This window comes from Tepidanaerobacter sp. EBM-38, from assembly GCA_001896545.1.
In the GTDB taxonomy this organism is placed as follows: Bacteria; Bacillota; Thermosediminibacteria; order Thermosediminibacterales; family Tepidanaerobacteraceae; genus Tepidanaerobacter.
Map to the genome: position 1 here is coordinate 22,143 of MPOT01000038.1, position 15,729 is coordinate 37,871.

General features: G+C 34.4%; 18 protein-coding genes. All 18 read left to right on the forward strand.

Translation table 11 applies throughout. The features are described from left to right. The first annotated feature begins 53 nt into the window (after positions 1-53). The 18 genes from rimP to BUC45_RS04240 all read left to right on the forward strand — a co-directional run bounded on the left by rimP (position 54) and on the right by BUC45_RS04240 (position 15,678). A complete protein-coding gene (gene rimP / locus BUC45_RS04155; RefSeq protein WP_013778335.1) occupies positions 54-527 on the forward strand; it encodes a ribosome maturation factor RimP in 474 nt (157 codons plus the stop codon). Beyond that, complete coding sequence (gene nusA / locus BUC45_RS04160) at positions 524-1,597, forward strand: transcription termination factor NusA (protein ID WP_296970561.1); 1,074 nt, start codon at positions 524-526, stop codon at positions 1,595-1,597. The genes rimP and nusA overlap by 4 nt, the downstream gene beginning before the upstream one ends. Then, positions 1,587-1,853 carry a YlxR family protein gene (locus BUC45_RS04165; RefSeq protein WP_296970562.1) on the forward strand — a complete coding sequence of 89 codons (267 nt, stop codon included), beginning with the start codon at positions 1,587-1,589 and terminating at the stop codon, positions 1,851-1,853. The genes nusA and BUC45_RS04165 overlap by 11 nt, the downstream gene beginning before the upstream one ends. Next, complete coding sequence (locus BUC45_RS04170; protein WP_296970563.1) at positions 1,850-2,179, forward strand: ribosomal L7Ae/L30e/S12e/Gadd45 family protein; 330 nt, start codon at positions 1,850-1,852, stop codon at positions 2,177-2,179. Before BUC45_RS04165 ends, BUC45_RS04170 begins: the two co-directional genes overlap by 4 nt. After that, the gene (gene infB, locus BUC45_RS04175; RefSeq protein ID WP_296970565.1) at positions 2,172-4,172 is read left to right on the forward strand and encodes a translation initiation factor IF-2; all 2,001 of its coding nucleotides are present in this window, start codon (positions 2,172-2,174) and stop codon (positions 4,170-4,172) included. Before BUC45_RS04170 ends, infB begins: the two co-directional genes overlap by 8 nt. 24 nt (positions 4,173-4,196) lie before the next feature. Further along, complete coding sequence (gene rbfA / locus BUC45_RS04180) at positions 4,197-4,568, forward strand: 30S ribosome-binding factor RbfA (protein WP_296970566.1); 372 nt, start codon at positions 4,197-4,199, stop codon at positions 4,566-4,568. 1 nt (position 4,569) lies between these two features. Further along, positions 4,570-5,553, forward strand: a complete 984-nt coding sequence (locus tag BUC45_RS04185; protein ID WP_296970568.1) for a bifunctional oligoribonuclease/PAP phosphatase NrnA — start codon at positions 4,570-4,572, stop codon at positions 5,551-5,553. Then, the gene (gene truB / locus BUC45_RS04190) at positions 5,537-6,439 is read left to right on the forward strand and encodes a tRNA pseudouridine(55) synthase TruB (RefSeq protein ID WP_296970569.1); all 903 of its coding nucleotides are present in this window, start codon (positions 5,537-5,539) and stop codon (positions 6,437-6,439) included. Before BUC45_RS04185 ends, truB begins: the two co-directional genes overlap by 17 nt. Positions 6,440-6,448: 9 nt before the next feature. Then, on the forward strand, positions 6,449-7,375 hold the full coding sequence (locus BUC45_RS04195; protein WP_296970570.1) for a bifunctional riboflavin kinase/FAD synthetase: 927 nt from the start codon (positions 6,449-6,451) through the stop codon (positions 7,373-7,375). A gap of 126 nt (positions 7,376-7,501) precedes the next feature. After that, positions 7,502-7,771, forward strand: a complete 270-nt coding sequence (rpsO, locus tag BUC45_RS04200) for a 30S ribosomal protein S15 (RefSeq protein ID WP_013778344.1) — start codon at positions 7,502-7,504, stop codon at positions 7,769-7,771. A gap of 157 nt (positions 7,772-7,928) precedes the next feature. After that, positions 7,929-10,031, forward strand: coding sequence for a polyribonucleotide nucleotidyltransferase (locus BUC45_RS04205; protein ID WP_296970573.1), 2,103 nt, complete (start codon positions 7,929-7,931; stop codon positions 10,029-10,031). A 96-nt stretch (positions 10,032-10,127) separates the two neighbouring features. Then, positions 10,128-10,841 carry a polysaccharide deacetylase family protein gene (locus BUC45_RS04210; protein ID WP_296970574.1) on the forward strand — a complete coding sequence of 238 codons (714 nt, stop codon included), beginning with the start codon at positions 10,128-10,130 and terminating at the stop codon, positions 10,839-10,841. A 99-nt stretch (positions 10,842-10,940) separates the two neighbouring features. Further along, positions 10,941-12,146, forward strand: coding sequence for an alanine racemase (gene alr, locus BUC45_RS04215; protein WP_296970576.1), 1,206 nt, complete (start codon positions 10,941-10,943; stop codon positions 12,144-12,146). After that, on the forward strand, positions 12,109-12,591 hold the full coding sequence (dut, locus tag BUC45_RS04220) for a dUTP diphosphatase (RefSeq protein WP_296970578.1): 483 nt from the start codon (positions 12,109-12,111) through the stop codon (positions 12,589-12,591). Before alr ends, dut begins: the two co-directional genes overlap by 38 nt. A 56-nt stretch (positions 12,592-12,647) precedes the next feature. Beyond that, the gene (locus BUC45_RS04225) at positions 12,648-12,941 is read left to right on the forward strand and encodes a YlmC/YmxH family sporulation protein (protein WP_296970580.1); all 294 of its coding nucleotides are present in this window, start codon (positions 12,648-12,650) and stop codon (positions 12,939-12,941) included. 21 nt (positions 12,942-12,962) lie between these two features. Next, positions 12,963-14,636, forward strand: a complete 1,674-nt coding sequence (locus BUC45_RS04230; protein ID WP_296970582.1) for a ribonuclease J — start codon at positions 12,963-12,965, stop codon at positions 14,634-14,636. 81 nt (positions 14,637-14,717) lie between these two features. Further along, positions 14,718-15,440 (forward strand): ATP-dependent Clp protease proteolytic subunit, encoded by a 723-nt coding sequence (locus BUC45_RS04235; protein ID WP_296970584.1) that lies wholly within the window; start codon positions 14,718-14,720, stop codon positions 15,438-15,440. Positions 15,441-15,453: 13 nt separating this feature from the next. Further along, the gene (locus tag BUC45_RS04240) at positions 15,454-15,678 is read left to right on the forward strand and encodes a YlzJ-like family protein (protein ID WP_296970586.1); all 225 of its coding nucleotides are present in this window, start codon (positions 15,454-15,456) and stop codon (positions 15,676-15,678) included. Positions 15,679-15,729: the final 51 nt, after the last annotated feature.

Here is a 15,729-nt window from a genome sequence, read left to right on the forward strand (position 1 = left end):
TTAATTTATACCAAACTGAATAAAACTTTTGGTTTTACAGGAGTGATTATACTATGCTGAAAGATGAATCTATGAAGAAACTATGGAATTTGGGTTATAAAGCCGTTGAAGCAGCAGGGTTTGAATTAATCGATATGGAATTTGTAAAGGAATCTGGAAATTGGTATTTAAGATATTATATTGATAAGCCTGGTGGGATAACCATTGATGATTGTCAGACTGTGAGTGTAGAAGTTGGCAGACTTCTTGATATTGCTGATCTAATACCATGCAGTTATATTTTAGAGGTATCTTCTCCAGGGTTAGAAAGACCGATAAAAACGGACAAGGATTTTTTAAGATACATCGGTTCATTTGTAGAAATTAAAACCTTTGAAAAGATTGGTGATAAGAAGGTTTTCACGGGGATTTTAGAGGATTATTCAAACAATACTGTTACTGTTAAGAATGGAGAATGTTATTTAATTCCGAAAGAAAAGATATCATCAGCTAAGTTAAAATTCAAATGGGACGGGGATCGAAAATGAATATAGAATTTATCGAAGCATTGGCACAAATAGAAAAAGAAAAAGGCATATCAAAAGACATTCTATTAGATGCACTTGAAGCATCATTAATATCTGCTTACAAAAAGAATTATGGTTCTTCTCAAAATGTATCTGTCAGTATCGATAGAGATACGGGGGAAGTAAAAGTATTTTCTAAAAAGGTAGTTACGGACGAAGTAAAAGATACACTCCTTGAAATTGATATTAATGAAGCATACACATTTAACCCAACTGCAAAAATCGGTGATGTTATTTCCATAGAAGTAACTCCAAAAAAATTTGGCCGAATAGCTGCACAAACAGCAAAACAGGTTGTAATGCAAAGAATACGAGAAGCTGAAAGGGACTTAATATTTGAAGAATACTCTGGGAGAGAAACCGATATAGTTACAGGTATAGTTCAAAGATTTGACAAAAAAAATGTTATAATTGATTTAGGTAAAACCGAAGCTATTCTTCCGACTGGAGAGCAAATAAGCTCTGAGGAGTATGTTCAAGGCAATAGAATAAAAGTTTATATACTTGAAGTTAAGAAGACTACCAAAGGCCCTCAGATAACTGTTTCACGATCTCATCCAGGACTTGTAAAAAGGTTATTTGAATTAGAAGTGCCTGAAATTTATGAAGGTATTGTAGAAATTAAAGGAATAGCTCGGGAAGCTGGTTCTAGAACAAAAATAGCCGTGTACTCAAAAAATGAAAATATTGATCCGGTAGGTGCTTGTGTCGGTCCCAAAGGATCGAGAGTCCAGTCAATTGTGGATGAACTTAATGGAGAAAAGATAGATATAATTAAATGGGATAAAGATGTGGCTGAATTTATTTCAAATGCCTTAAGTCCCGCAAAAGTGCTGAATGTTATCGTAGAAGAAAATACTAAAACAGCTAGAGTCACTGTATCAGAAAGTCAGTTATCATTAGCCATTGGGAAAGAAGGCCAAAATGCAAGACTTGCTGCAAGGTTAACCGGTTGGAAAATAGATATAAAGAGCAAGGATAGCAATTTCAATGCTAATGATGATTTAAGAGGTGACGAAAGTGAAACGTAAGAAGGTACCGATGCGTATGTGCATTGGATGTAAGGAAATGAAACCAAAAAATGAATTAATAAGAATAGTTCGTACTACTGATAACAAAATCGAAATAGATCCTACAGGCAAAAAATCTGGCCGTGGAGCCTATCTTTGTAAAAATGATAAATGCATTGAAGCATCTATGAGGGAGAACAAACTTTCTAAAGCCTTAGATTTTCACGTAACAAAAGAAATGGTTTTAAACATCAAGGAGGAATTATTAAATTCATGAGATCCGATGAAGTCTTTTCTATATTAGGCATTACCCAAAAGGCAGGCAAATTAATATCAGGCCTAGATTGTGTGGAAAGAAGTGTTAATGCCAATAAAGTTTTTTTGATAATTATGTCTAAAGATACATCGGGAAATACCCAAAAAAAAATTAAGGAATTAAGTACCCGCAAAAATGTAGCTATGATTTCGTGGGGAAACTCTGATGAATTAGGTAGAGCAATCGGCAAGAAAAAAAGAAAGGTGATTGGGATTACTGATAAAGGTATAGCAAAAGAAATATTTAGGCGTATTAATCTTTTAACGGGGGTGGGGGATATTGACTAAACTACGTGTATATGAATTAGCCAAGCAATTAGGAATTTCAAGTAAAAAACTCATTACGGTTTTAGAAGATTTAGATGTAAATGTAAAAAATCATATGAGCACAATAGACGAAGATACAGCAAAACTAGTTATCGAACTAATTGAAGAAGAATCTGGAAAAAGTAAGAAGAAATCTGCTCAATCATATGATACTAAAAAAAGCGAGATTACAAGTACAAAAACTGAGGATAATAATAATAAAAATGAACGAAAAGTAATTACTATTCCCAGAAAAATAAGTGTTAAGGATTTAGGCATCCTTATGGGAATTGAACCAGTTAAAATAATAAAGAAACTCATGGATTATGGTTTGATGGTAAATATTAATGCAGAAATAGATTTTGAATCAGCAAAGAAACTTGCTGGTGAGTTTGAATTTGATGTTATTGAAGAAAAAGAAGATAGTCAAGACCTATTCATAAAAGAAGAAAGCGATGATCCCAAAGATTTAAAACCTCGTCCCCCAGTTGTAACGGTAATGGGCCATGTGGATCACGGTAAAACATCTCTGCTTGATGCTATAAGGCAAACAAGTGTTACAAAGCAAGAAGCAGGCGGTATAACTCAACATATTGGCGCTTCAGAAGTTGAAATTAATGGAAAAAAAATTGTATTTTTAGATACTCCAGGCCATGAAGCTTTTACAGCTATGCGAGCTAGAGGTGCAAAAGTAACCGATATAGCAATATTAGTAGTAGCAGCGGATGATGGTGTAATGCCACAAACTGTTGAGGCTGTAAATCATGCTAAAGCAGCAGGTGTTCCAATTATTGTTGCAATAAATAAGATTGATAAACCTACAGCAAATCCGGACAGAATAAAACAACAGTTAGCTGATTATGGTTTAATTCCTGAAGAATGGGGCGGAGATACAATTTTTGTAAATGTTTCTGCAAAAGCAAAGACAGGAATAGACCAACTCTTGGAAATGGTTTTATTAGTGGCTGAAATGGCTGAATTAAAGGCTAACTACAACTGTAAAGCTCGTGGGGTTATAATAGAAGCTAAACTGGATAAAGGTCGTGGGCCCATTGCTACCGTTCTGGTTCAAAGGGGAACCTTAAGAGTTGGTGACGGAATAGTTGCAGGTACATCTTATGGGAAAGTAAGGGCACTGTTTAACTCTCGCGGTAAAAGAATAAAAGCAGCAGGGCCTTCAATACCTGTGGAGGTACTGGGATTATCTGAAGTGCCAACTGCTGGTGATATTTTAATAGCCGTATCAAGTGAAAAAGAAGCTAAGTCAATTGCTGAAGAGCAAAAGAATCTTCAAAAAGAACCAGAATATAACACACCTAAAAAAATATCATTGAACCGATTGTTTGAAAGGCTTCAAAAAGGCGAAGTGAAAGATTTGAATTTGATAATAAAAGCCGATGTACAGGGTTCAATTGAGGCAATTAAACAAGCTTTGGAAAAATGCTCAAGTGATCAGGTTCAAGTTAAGATAATTCATGGTGGTGTGGGGACAATTACCGAAAGTGATGTAATGCTTGCATCAGCTTCGGATGCAATAATTATTGGTTTTAATGTTCGACCTGATTCTAATGCAAAAAAGATGGCAGAAAAGGAACAAATCGATATAAGAACTTACAGAATCATTTATGATGTTTTAGACGATATTCAGTTAGCTATGAAGGGAATGCTTGAGCCTGAATACGAGGAAGTAGTATTGGGTCGAGCAGAAGTTAGAGCATTATTTAAAGTTCCCACAATTGGCGTGGTAGCTGGGTGTTTTGTTACAGAGGGAAAAATTACCAGAAATTCACAAATTCGTGTAATACGTCAAGGAATTGTAATTCACGAAGGTAAGATAGCTTCTTTAAAGCGATTTAAAGATGATGTAAGAGAAGTTATGAGTGGATATGAGTGTGGCATCGGTCTTGAAAAATTTAATGATATAAAAGAGCAAGATGTTCTTGAGGCTTTTGTAATCAAACCGATTAAGAGGTAATATTAGTATGAGGTGAATACTAAAGTGGACTTTTCTAGAAACGAAAGAATTGCAGAAGAAATTAAAAAAGGTGTTAGTGAAATAATAAACAGTGATTTAAAAGATCCGCGCATTGAAGGGCTGATATCTGTTACTAAAGTTAAAGTGACAAAAGATCTTGGCCACGCTACAGTATTTATTAGTTTTTATGGTGATGAAACAAAAAAAGATACTACTTTTGATGTAATTCAGAATGCAAAAAATTTTATCAGGCATGAATTAGCAGGTAAAATCAGAATAAAGTATATGCCGGAGCTATCCTTTAAGATAGATGAGTCTATTGAATATGGGATTCATATTAATAAATTACTGGAAGAAATTAAAAAACAGAAACCAGAAGAAAAAGAGGATAAATAATATGGATGTTATTGATGTTACTGCCTTTCATGAGGCTATTAAAAACAATAACAGTTTTGTAATCACCTCACATATTGATCCAGATGGAGATAGTATAGGTTCTATACTTGCATTGACTCTTGCTTTATTGAAAAAAGGTAAAAAGGCAGTGCCGGTAGTTAATGATGATATCCCTAAAAAATATGAGTTCTTGCCGGGAAGTAATTTAATAACAAAGGGGATTTCAGACAATTATGATGCGTTAGTTGCTGTGGATAGTAGTGACATTGAACGACTTGGTTTTAGAAAAGAATTGGACAAATATACTAATGTTGTAATAAATATAGACCACCATAAAAGTAATACTCGCTTTGGTAACTTAAATATAGTTGATAGCAATGCTTCTTCAGCTGGAGAAATCATATATAAGTTATTAAATGGTAAAACTGAAATAGATTATGATATTGCTCTTAATCTTTTTACATCTATTGTTACCGATACTGGTTCGATGAGATATTCTAATACTACATCTTTGACATTAAGGATTTTAGCAGATTTGGTGGATAAAGGCGTAAAACCGAATTATGTGAGTCGCCAAGTTTTTGAAAAAAGAAGTATCAGTTCTATCAATTTACTGAAACTAGCATTAGATACTCTTGAATTATCGGCTAATAATAAAGTAGCAAGTATTTATATTACAAAAGAAATGCTTGAAATTACCGGGGCCCTAGAGGAAGATATAGATGGTATTATTAATTATGCTAGAGAAATTGAAGGTGTAGAAGTAGCTGTACTTTTTAGGGAAAAAGAAGAATCACTGACAAAGGTAGGATTTAGGTCAAACGAATGGATTGATGTAAGCAAGATAGCAGAGAAATTTAATGGAGGTGGCCATTTAAGAGCCGCAGGTTGTATTGTTGAAATTCCTTTAGAAAAAGCCCGTAAAATTGTTTTAAATACAGTAGGGATGTATATAATGGAGGGATTTAGTGGAAGGTGTAATTAATGTATTAAAACCTGCGGGAATGACATCTCATGATGTTATAAATCATTTAAGAAGGTTATTAAAGATTAAAAAAATAGGCCATAGTGGAACTTTAGACCCTGCTGCCACCGGAGTGCTACCTGCTTTTATCGGTAAAGCAACAAAGGCTATAGAATTTTTCATGGAAGATGACAAGGAATATATAGCTGAAATGCGTTTGGGAGTTACTACGGATACTGGCGATTTTCAAGGGAATATTACAAAGATTTATAATGGTCCTGTTAAAATTGAAAAAATTAAATTTGAAGAAGTTCTTAAAGAATTTACCGGAGAAATCATGCAAATACCACCTATGTATTCAGCCGTGCATTATAAAGGAAAAAGATTATACGAATTGGCACGTCAAGGAATAACGGTAGAACGAAGACCTAGAAAAATATATATATATTCCATAGATTTACTTGAATTTGACGAAAAATCTGCTATTATTAATGTGGCTTGTTCAAAGGGCACATATATAAGAACTCTTTGTGAGGATATCGGCAATAAACTTGGCTGTGGAGCATGCCTTTCAGATTTGATTAGGACACGATCGGGGTCTTTTAAAATAGAGGATTCATTAACTCTTGAAGAGATTCAACAAAATCTTATAAATAATACATTTGAAAAGGTTTTAATCCCAATAGATCAGTGTTTGCAAAATATGCCCATGGTCATATTGAATCGAGAAGATAATAATTTTTTTATAAAAGGTAAAGTATTGTATGGCGATTTCGATTATCTAAGAGTGTATCTAGATAAATTTATTCGTGTTTATAACTTTAAAGAATTTTTAGGCATTGCAGTTGTGAAAGAAATCAAAAACCGAATTGCACTACAAGTATTTAAAGCTTTAAAGCAGGATTGAGAGAAGCATATGAAAATATACCATGAATTATCATCTTTACAAGTATCAAATTGTACAGCTTGTGGCATTGGAAACTTTGACGGTATACATAAAGGCCATCAAAAATTAATTAAAGAATTATTACGATCTTCTCAAATAAGGAATATCGATTCCTTAATTTTTACTTTTGAACCACACCCATCAAAAGTCTTATCTCCAGATAATAATATTAAATTTATAATGACACCAAACCAAAAACAGCAAATAATGAAATCCTATGGAATAGACCACTTCGTTTTGGCACCTTTTACCTTAGAATTTTCCAGGATGAATTATAAGGATTTTATACATGATATATTAATTGATAAATGTAATGCAAAGGTCATAGTTGTCGGCTATAATTATAGATTTGGATACAAGGGTGAAGGTACAGCTTATACATTAAAAGAGATATGTCATGAAGAAGGAATCGATACAATTATAATTCCACCTGTAAAATATAAAGGGCAAAATATTAGCAGTACTTTTATTCGAAACCTTATAGAAAGAGGCGATGTGAAAAGCGCTGCTGAATTTTTAGGGCGTCCGTTTACTATTGAAGGTTTTGTACAACATGGAAACGGTATAGGTAAAAAGCTGGGTTTTCCTACGGCAAATATTTTACCAGAACAAGAGCTTGTACTGCCTCCTAGAGGAGTATATGCAGTTCTTGTAAGTTGGAAAGATAATATATATAAAGGAGTAGCAAATCTAGGTATAAAGCCAACCTTTAATGGTGACAGTATAAGACTTGAGACACATTTATTTAATTTTAGTAGAAAATTATATGGCGAAAAGCTAGAAGTTATGTTTATTGATAATCTGCGTCCAGAATTTAAATTCAATACGGCTGAAGCTCTTGCAATGCAAATACAAAATGACTTTATAAGAGCTAAAGAAATTTTAAAATTAATTTAAATTTACTTTTCTTGTGTGTTATGATAAAATCTATTTGCGATATATGAACCCTTGCTCGGTTAATTGAGAGCTCCAACGATTTACTGGGCAATCGGGGATTTTATAGAATAAGGAGGTGAATGCAATATGGCATTGGTCAAGGAAACTAAACAGGCAATAATAAATGAATATAAAATTCACGAAACCGATACTGGTTCTCCAGAAGTTCAAATTGCCATGTTAACACACAGAATAAACCAATTAACCGAACATTTAAAGCAGCACAAAAAAGATCATCATTCTCGCAGAGGCTTGCTTAAAATGGTTGGTAAGAGACGTGCTTTACTTAATTATTTAAAGGAAAATGACCTGGAACGTTATAAAAATCTTATTGAAAAATTAGAGTTAAGGAAATAAAGCGGGGTTTCCCCGCTTAAATTTTATTTTTGTTAAAACTTAAATGAAATTTAAATTTAAATTGCCTTTTTATTTAAAAAGAAGGAAATACTAATTTTAGTGTAGAATAAAATCATTGTTAAAAAGTTAAAAAAATCAAATAAAGGAGGATTATTTCTTGCCAGAATTTAAAACAGAAATAGGTGGTCGTAAATTAATCATAGAAACAGGCAAAGTGGCTCAACAAGCTAATGGTTCAGTTATGATTAGATATGAAGATACTGTGTTGTTAGTGACGGCTACAGCTTCTAAAAAGCCCCGAGAAGGTGTAGACTTTTTACCACTCACTATCGATTATGAAGAAAAATTATATGCCGTAGGTAAGATTCCCGGAGGTTTTATTAAAAGAGAGGGGAAACCCAGCGAGAAGGCCATCCTTTCAGCACGCTTGATTGATAGGCCATTGAGACCTTTATTTCCTAAAGATTTCAGGAATGATGTACAGGTAATTGCTACCGTTTTATCAGTAGACCAAGACAATACTCCTGACATCGTTGCTATTAATGGGGCATCATGTGCATTGTGTATCTCAGATATACCATTTGAAGGTCCTGTTGGAGCAGTATCAGTAGGCTTAATTGATGGCAAATATGTAATAAACCCTACAGTATCTGAAGCTGAAAAAAGTCGACTTAGGCTTGTAGTAGCCGGCACTAAAGAAGCAGTACTTATGGTTGAAGCAGGTGCCGATGAAGTATCTGAAGATGAAATGTTAAATGCCATCCTATATGGTCATGAAGAAATTAAAAAAATTATAGCTTTTCAAGAAGAAATAATTAATGAAATCGGTAAAAATAAAATGGAAATAACTGCGGAAGAAATTGATGATGAGTTAGAAAAATCGGTTCGAGAATTTGCAACTGAAGATATATTAAAAGCTGTTAGAATTTATGATAAGCAAGAGCGAGAAGCTTATATTGATAAGATAAACGAAGATACTTTGCTACATTTTCAAGACATTTACCCAGATATGGAAAAACAAATAACTGATGTATTATATGATATCCTAAAAGAAGAAGTAAGAAAGATGATTTCATATGAAGGCATTAGACCTGACGGCAGAACACCCAATCAAATAAGGCCAATTTCTTGTGAAGTAGGGATTTTACCGCGAACCCATGGTTCAGGCTTGTTTACGCGCGGACAAACACAGGTTCTTACAGTAGCAACTCTTGGAGCTTTGGGTGATGTTCAGATTTTGGATGGCCTAGGTATTGAAGAGTCAAAAAGATATATGCACCATTATAATTTTCCACCTTATAGCACAGGTGAAACAAAAGTTCTTAGAGGACCGGGGCGAAGAGAAATAGGTCATGGTGCTTTGGCTGAAAGAGCCCTTGAACCAATGATCCCCTCGGAAGAAGATTTTCCATATACCATAAGATTAGTTTCAGAAGTTCTAAGCTCCAACGGTTCCAGCTCGATGGCAAGCGTATGCGGTTCAACACTCGCACTGATGGATGCCGGTGTACCTATAAAAGCGCCTGTTTCAGGCGTAGCTATGGGATTAATTAAGCAAGAGGATAAAGTTACAATTTTGACCGATATACAGGGTATGGAAGATTTTTTAGGCGACATGGATTTTAAAGTTGCAGGAACAAAAAAGGGTATTACTGCAATTCAGATGGATATTAAAATAAAGGGAATTGATGAAGAGATACTAAAAAGTGCCTTGCGGCAAGCAAAGGAAGGCCGTTTATTCATTATGGACAAGATGTTATCGGTAATTCCCGAACCTAGAAAAGAATTATCTCCCTATGCTCCAAGAATCTTTACGATTACTGTAGACCCAGATAAAATCCGAGACATTATAGGGCCAGGAGGAAAAACTATAAACAAGATAATTGCAGAAACAAATACAAAAATTGATATTGAAGACGATGGTAAGGTTTATATAGCTGCACCTGAAGAGTCAGCAGGAATTAAAGCGATGGAAATAATCGACAAGATTACGCAGGATGTTGAAGTAGGTCGAACATATATGGGTAAAATAATGCGTATAACTAATTTTGGAGCTTTTGCGGAGATATTGCCAGGGAAGGAAGGTTTAATTCACATTTCGAAGCTATCCAAAGAAAGAGTAAAGCGGGTAGAAGATGTAGTAAAAGTTGGTGATGAAATCCTAGTTAAAGTAACTGATATTGATAAACAAGGCAGGATCAACTTATCGCATAAAGATGCTCTTAGTGAAACACAAACTAAAAAAAGCATCGAAGCATAAACCGAATAATATCGGTTTATGTTTTTTATGTCATAAAATATCTTTTTCAAAATACTATTTATGTAGAAACATAAAAGTAGAGAGGAAGGATATTTTATGAAGTTTTATACATTTAAATTACCTAGAAAAACTCTTAGCCTTATTTCTTTCTTTATTCTTGCAGTAACATGGGCTTTATTAAAAATACCATCTTCAGATATCCAAACCCTAGGGAAGTATGAACCTATATATGAAGGGAGAAAAGATAAAAAGATAATAGCCTTTACATGTAATATTGCATGGGGTAATGAATATATACCACCATTACTAGAAGTTTTTAGTGACAAAGATATAAAAGCAACATTTTTCATAGAAGGCAGGTGGGCTGAAAATTATCCTGATTTATTAAGACTTATTCATAACAAAGGACATGAAATTGGGAATCATGGATATAGTCATGCTCATCATGCACAGCTCTCCTACGAAGAAAATCTGAATGAAATAAAGAAAGCCGAATCAATCATTCAAGAAATAACAGGTGAAAAGACAACACTTTTTGCACCTCCTTATGGAGAGTTTTCAGAGTTAACCGAGAAAGCAGCTAATGCGATGAACTATCACATGATAATGTGGACCATTGATACTATCGATTGGAAAAAACCAGGAGTAGATTATATAATTAATAAGGTTCTGGATAATGCGGGTAATGGCAAAATTGTACTAATGCATCCTACCGAAGATACTGTTAAAGCAATGCCAACAATTATTGAAAATCTACATAAACAAGGATTTAAAATAACCACTGTTGGCGAATTGTTGTCGGAAGAATAACTATAGTGTGATAAGAATAAAAGTTGAAATCAAACTATATTTCATGTATACTTATTTCATGTATACTTTACTTGATAAAACAATAGAAGGGTAATAATCATGGCGAATCCGACTTCTTGGCTATATGTAGATTTGAATGCAATATCAGAGAACATTAAAACTATAAAAAATTATATCGGCACAACTCGATTATTGGTAGTAGTTAAGGCTAATGCTTATGGGCACGGGATATATCCTGTTGCTGCCTGTGCCGTAGAGAGTGGAGCCGATTATTTAGGTGTATCTTCTTTAGAGGAAGGTATTTTTTTGCGAAAAAGCGGGATAAAGGAACCAGTGCTTGTTTTTAACACTATACTGCCTGAACAAGCAGAAGATGCGTTGAATTACGACTTGACAGTTACTGTTTGTTCTTTTGATACTGTACAAGCTCTTAATGATGCAGCCGCAAAAATGAATAAAAAAGCTTTTGTACATGTGAAGATTGATACAGGGTTAGGAAGATTTGGCGTATTACCTGAACATGCTGTTGAAATGGTTCGTATAATAACAGCTAACTTCAAGAACGTTCATATTGAGGGAATTTATACGCACTTTTCCTTGGCAACAAACGAAAATATTACCCGTAAACAATTTAACATATTTTTATCAATTATAAAAGAGTTAGAGCATCAAGGCTATAAAATACCTTTAAAGCATGTATGTAATAGTACTGCAATGTTAAATTATGCCGAGATGCATTTGGATATGGTTAGAGTAGGGAATTTGGTATATGGGTTATGCCCCTCAAAAAATCTAAAAATCAGCAATCCCTCAAAAATATATTCCAAAATAATATTTTTAAAAACCTTGCCTAAAGGACATTATGTCGGCTATGGTAATAGATTTAAAACTCGCAGGCCTACTACAGTGGCTATAGTACCTTTTGGCTATTATGACGGTCTTGAGCTCTTTATCTCTCAGCCAAATGGGATTTGGGATAATCTTAAAAATCTTATCAAACAGATTTTAGCAAGTTTTGGGATAATAACTGCCAATAGAACCGTAAAGGTGAATGGTATTCAATGTAATATATTAGGCAAAATAAGTATGCAAAGTTGTATAGTCGATGTCACAGATATAAAAGATGAAGTATTTATCGGTGATGTTGTAGAACTCAATGCCAGACGAATAAACTTATCACATAGTATTGCTAGGGTTTATCATAAAGCGGATAATATTTTTTTAGTAGATAGAGCCGTTTTAGATGAAAATGAAGTAAATTTATCACATGGAACCGAACAAAGGAGCGAAACATCAATTGTGTAGCAAAATAAAGATAACAGTATGTAAAGTAGAAGGAGCAGAAGATATTTCTTTGCCTCAGTATATGACTTCCGGAGCTGCAGGAATGGATTTGGCAGCTAATGTTTCCGAAATTATATATTTGGAGGCAGGAGAATTTAAAGTTATCCCTTGCGGAATAAAAATTGAACTTCCGCCTGGATTTGAAGCTCAAATCCGACCCAGGAGCGGTTTGGCTGCAAATTACGGTATTACAGTGCTCAATAGTCCTGGAACTATTGACTGTGACTATAGAGGAGAAGTAAAAGTTATTTTGATTAACCACGGCAAACAAAAATTTTCAATAAAGAGAGGTGACAGAATAGCTCAGCTCGTAATTGCCAAAGTAGTAGAAGCTGAAATCTGCCAAAGCCGTAATCTGTGTGAAACGGAAAGAGGAAACGGTGGGTTAGGTCACACTGGTATATAGTAATTTTGCATTTTTTTACTTCTCAGGTCATAAACATATAGTTGGGAGGTAAAAAAATGAAACTAAGTGAATTGAGCGGAAAGGAAATAATCAATCTTTACAGTGGCGCAAGACTTGGAATAATTGGGAATTCAGATTTGGTTTTAGATGAAGTTTCTGGTAAGATAATTTATTTGCTAATACCTAAAAAAAATTCATGGTTCTTTAATTTTACCTTGGGAGATCGGAGCTATACGGAAGTAGTATGGGATTCGATAAAGAAAATAGGGCCGGATATTGTTATTATTGATGTGGAAGACTACAATCATAAAAAATATGATGATTTACGAAAAAGCAAAAATTATACTTAAGTTGTTGGAGGTGTTTTGTTATTGTCAAAAAATGAACAAGGCAAATTACTTATCATTCCCTTAGGCGGCATGAGTGAGATAGGTAAAAATATGACAGTTATTCAGTATGGTAAGGAGATTTTGCTAATCGATTCGGGTTTGATGTTCCCTGAAGAGGAAATGCTTGGAATAGACATAGTAATTCCAGATATAACGTATCTTATTGAAAACAAAGAGTATATAAAGGGCATTCTAATAACACATGGCCATGAAGACCATATTGGAGCACTTCCTTATGTGCTTCAACAGATAAATGCTCCACTATATGGAACGAAACTGACTTTAGGGTTGGTTGAAGGCAAGTTAAAAGAGACAAGGCTTAATAAAAAAAATATATCAATGAACGTTGTAAAGCCACCAACTACTATCAATATAGGAAGTTTTGCTGTGGATTTTATCAGGGTAAATCATAGTATCCCAGATGCAGTTGGATTTGCAATTCATACACCTGTTGGTATAATTTGTCATACAGGAGATTTTAAATTAGACCAAACTCCTGTGAATGGCGAAAAAGCAGATCTTCATAAATTTGCAGAGTTAGGTTCAAAGGGTGTACTTGCACTTTTATCTGATAGCACTAATGCAGAGCGCGAAGGATATACTATGTCAGAGAAAGTAGTAGGTCATACTATTGAAGATATATTTAAAACAGTTACCGGTCGAATTATCGTAGCGACTTTTGCATCAAATATACATCGAATTCAGCAAATTTTTGATGCCGCATATAAGAATGATAGGAAAGTAGCAGTGGTAGGCAGAAGCATGGTAAATGTGGTGAATATTGCTCTGGACTTAGGTTATCTTACCATACCTAAATCTTTATTGATGGATTTAGACGAACTAAACCGTTTACCAAAAGAAAAAGTCGTAATAATAACCACAGGAAGCCAGGGCGAACCTATGTCTGCATTAACTCGAATGGCAATGTCTGAGCATAAAAAAGTTGAGATAATGCCTGAGGATACAGTGCTTATTTCTGCAAGTCCCATTCCGGGAAATGAAAAATTTATAGCCAGGACGATAGACCATTTATTTAAAAAGGGTGCAAATGTTATATATGAAGCAATATCCGGTGTTCATGTTTCAGGTCACGCAAGCCAAGAGGAATTAAAACTAATGCTGAACCTTGTAAGACCCAAATTTTTTATACCTGTTCACGGAGAATATAGACATCTTGTCCATCATTCACATTTAGCTATGGAAGTTGGTATTCCTTCAGAAAATATTTTCATCGTTGAGAACGGTAGAATTTTAGAATTTACTAAGGATTCATGCAGAATGGCAGGGAGGGTTACTGCCGGTAAGGTTCTTGTTGATGGTTTAGGTGTAGGTGATGTAGGAAATATAGTATTAAGGGATCGCAAACAACTTTCACAAGATGGTATTTTGATTGTCGTGGTGGCTATAGACAAGGAAACAGGCGAAGTTGTTTCAGGACCGGATATAATATCAAGAGGTTTTGTATATGTAAGAGAATCTGAAGAGCTTATGGAACAAGCTCGCGAAAAAGTTAAACAAGCTTTGAGAAAATGTCAGGAAGAAAATATTAGTGAATGGTCTACAATAAAGTCTCAAGTAAGGGAACATTTAGGCAAGCTCTTGTTTGAACAGACTCGCAGAAGACCTATGATATTACCCATTATTATGGAAGTATGACAAATCCTTTGTCATACTTCTTTTGTATATTTATTGTAAAAGATTCAAAGAATAAGATAAACATTTGGGAAGGATGATTTAATGTTACGGTATGATGTTTTTTCCTGTAATAAGATTCCTGCTAAAAATCAAAACGTGCAGCCATCTGCAGATACTGCAACTGAAACACTACAGCAATTGGGCCAGCTTGAAATACCAAAGATGGAAAGCAACTTCTATTCAATTACTATAGTAGGACAAATTGAAGGACATATAGTGCTACCACCACAGAATAAAACTACTAAATATGAGCACATTATTCCGCAATTGGTAGCTATAGAACAAAATCCAAAAATTAAAGGATTATTAGTCATACTAAACACTGTAGGTGGCGATGTTGAGGCGGGTCTTGCTATTGCAGAAATGATTGTAGGTATGACAAAACCCACAGTATCTTTAGTTTTAGGCGGAGGGCATAGCATTGGTGTACCTATAGCGGTTGCCAGTGATTACTCTTTCATAGCCGAAACTGCTACTATGACCATTCACCCGATACGGCTTACAGGACTTGTGATAGGTGTCCCCCAAACATATGAATATTTGGATAAAATGCAGGACCGCGTCATTAAATTTATTGTGGAACATTCTAAAATTGATGAAGAATCTTTTAGAGAGTTGATGTTCAGCACAGGTAAACTCGCTCGAGACATAGGAACCGTATTGGTAGGTTCAGATGCTGTGAAATATGGATTAATTGATGAGGTCGGAGGAATTGGCGCTGCCATAAAAAAATTAGAAGAAATGACTAAACTAGTTAACAATTAAATGATTTGATGAGGTGATTTTATTGCTGTTATATACAACAATGCCTTTAGAAATCGTTCTTGATGGAATATATAAAAAGCGTGAATATAAAGAGATTGATACTAATGGAGTAAAATTGATAGTAGAATGTATAGGCATAAATCAAGGCAAAATAGTAAGGCTTCTCAGTAGCAATCCTCAGGATTTTTTAAATCCAAACTTCTTTCCGGGGAAAATAATAACATTTTCGCTTCAATAGACCTTATGGTCTTTTTTTTGTATAACAAGAAAGGATTTTTTAAAGATATGG